2 protein-coding genes are annotated in these 2,298 nt (G+C 68.5%); both read left to right on the top strand.

The window, feature by feature from the left end:
• Positions 1-118 precede the first annotated feature (118 nt).
• Positions 119-1,390, top strand: coding sequence for a cytochrome b (locus AC1MIR_RS05900; RefSeq protein ID WP_480027257.1), 1,272 nt, complete (start codon positions 119-121; stop codon positions 1,388-1,390).
• Positions 1,390-2,166 (top strand): cytochrome c1, encoded by a 777-nt coding sequence (locus AC1MIR_RS05895; protein WP_480027256.1) that lies wholly within the window; start codon positions 1,390-1,392, stop codon positions 2,164-2,166. Before AC1MIR_RS05900 ends, AC1MIR_RS05895 begins: the two co-directional genes overlap by 1 nt.
• The last annotated feature ends 132 nt before the right edge of the window (positions 2,167-2,298 follow it).

Genomic DNA, 2,298 nt, shown 5'->3' with positions numbered 1-2,298 from the left:
GGGCCGTTGTACCGCTACCCCCCCCCCCCCCCGCCCCCCTGGGGGGGGGGGGGGGGGGGGGGGGGGGTGGGCCCGCGCCCACCCGCCCGCCCCAAGAACCCCGAGGAGCCAAGCTGCGATGGCCATCGGCCTTCACCAGAGCGATTTCAAGAACCCGGTGGTGCGCTGGATAGACAGCCGCCTGCCGGTCTTCACCATGATGCAGAAGGAGTACGGGACGTTTCCGACGCCCCGGAACTTCAACTACTTCTGGAACTTCGGCGCGCTCGCCATGGTCACCCTGCTGATCATGATCGCGACCGGCATCTTCCTCTCGATGCACTACACCGCGCACACCGCCTACGCCTTCGACAGCGTCGAGCGGATCATGCGCGACGTGAACTTCGGCTGGCTGCTCCGCTATGTTCACATGAACGGCGCCAGCATGTTCTTCATCGTGGTCTACATCCACATCTGGCGGGGGCTCTGGTACGGGTCCTACAAGGCGCCGCGCGAGATCCTGTGGATCCTCGGCGTGGTGATCTTCCTGCTGATGATGGCGACCGCCTTCATGGGCTACGTGCTGCCCTGGGGCCAGATGTCCTTCTGGGGCGCCACCGTGATCACCAACCTGTTCAGCGCGATCCCGGTGTTCGGGCAGGACATCGTGGTGTGGCTGTGGGGCGGGTTCAGCGTGGACAACCCGACGCTCAACCGCTTCTTCAGCCTGCACTACCTGCTGCCCTTCGTGATCGTCGGCGTGGTGTTCCTGCATGTCGCCGCGCTGCACATCACGGGCTCGAACAACCCGCTCGGCATCGACCCGAAGGGCCCGCAGGACACGCTGCCCTTCCATCCCTACTATACGATCAAGGACAGCGTCGGCCTGGTCGTCTACTTCATCTTCTTCGCCTTCCTGGTGTTCTTCATGCCGAACTACCTCGGCCACCCGGACAACTACATCCCGGCCAACCCGCTGGTGACGCCCGCGCACATCGTGCCGGAATGGTACTTCCTGCCCTTCTACGCGATCCTGCGCGCGGTGCCGGACAAGCTGGGCGGCGTGGCGCTGATGTTCGGCTCCATCGCGATCCTCTTCATCCTGCCCTGGCTCGACACCTCTCCGGTGCGCTCGATGCGCTTCCGCCCGGTGGCGAAGTGGTTCCTGGTGCTGTGGGGCATCAACTTCTGCATCCTCACCTGGGTCGGCGCGAAGCCGGCCGAGGGCACCTATGTGACCATCGCCCGCTGGGCTACGGCCTACTACTTCCTGTATTTCCTCGTGATCCTGCCGCTGCTCGGCCGGCTGGAGCGGCCGCTCAAGCTGCCCGAGAGCATCTCGCTGCCCGTGCTGCGCGGCGGTGGACCGATCCCCGCCGGCGCCGCCGCGAAGCCGATGGAGAAGGCCTGATGTCGCGCTTCCGTAACCTCGTCGGCGCCCTGCTGCTGGGCGCCGCCGCGACGCTCGGCGCCGCACCGGCCCGCGCGGCCGGCGAGGCGATCCACATCCCGGACACGCGCTTCTCCTTCGAGGGCCTGTTCGGCACCTTCGACCGCGGCAGCCTCCAGCGCGGCTTCCAGGTCTACAAGGAGGTCTGCTCCGCCTGCCACGCCATGCGGCAGCTCTCCTACCGCAACCTCCTCGAGATCGGGCTGACCGAGGAGCAGGTCCGCAACATCGCGGCACAGTTCCAGGTGATGGACGGGCCGAACGACCAGGGCGAGATGTTCGAGCGCCCGGCCCGCCTGTCCGACCGCTTCCGCCGGCCCTTCCCGAACGAGCAGGCGGCGCGCGCGGCGAACAATGGCGCCTATCCGCCCGATCTCTCGGTGATCGTGAAGGCGCGCGCCGGCGGCGCCGACTACATCCACGCCCTGCTGGTCGGCTACACCGATCCGCCGGCCGGCTTCAACCTGATGGACGGGATGAACTACAACGCCTACTTCCCGGGCCATCAGATCGCGATGCCGAACGTGCTGAACCCCGGCCAGGTCGAGTTCGCCGACCGGACCGAGGCGACCGTCGATCAGATGGCGATCGACGTGTCCACCTTCCTCGCCTGGGCCGCCGAGCCGGAGCTCGAGCAGCGGCGCCAGATGGGCGTGCGCATCATCCTGTTCCTGATTGTCCTGGGCGGCCTGACCTATGCCGTGAAGCGCAAGGTCTGGGCCGACGTGAAGCACTGAGAGCGCAGGGCGCGCGATGACCAGGACGGGGGCCCCCCCCCCGCGCGCCCCGCCGGGTTGGGGCCCCCCCCCCCCCCCCCCCCCCCCCCCCCCCCCCCCCCCCCCCCCCCCCCCCCCCCCCCCCCCCCCCCC

This window comes from Falsiroseomonas sp. RANM36 (assembly GCF_056682175.1).
This window is presented reverse-complemented; position numbering and strand designations above follow the sequence as displayed.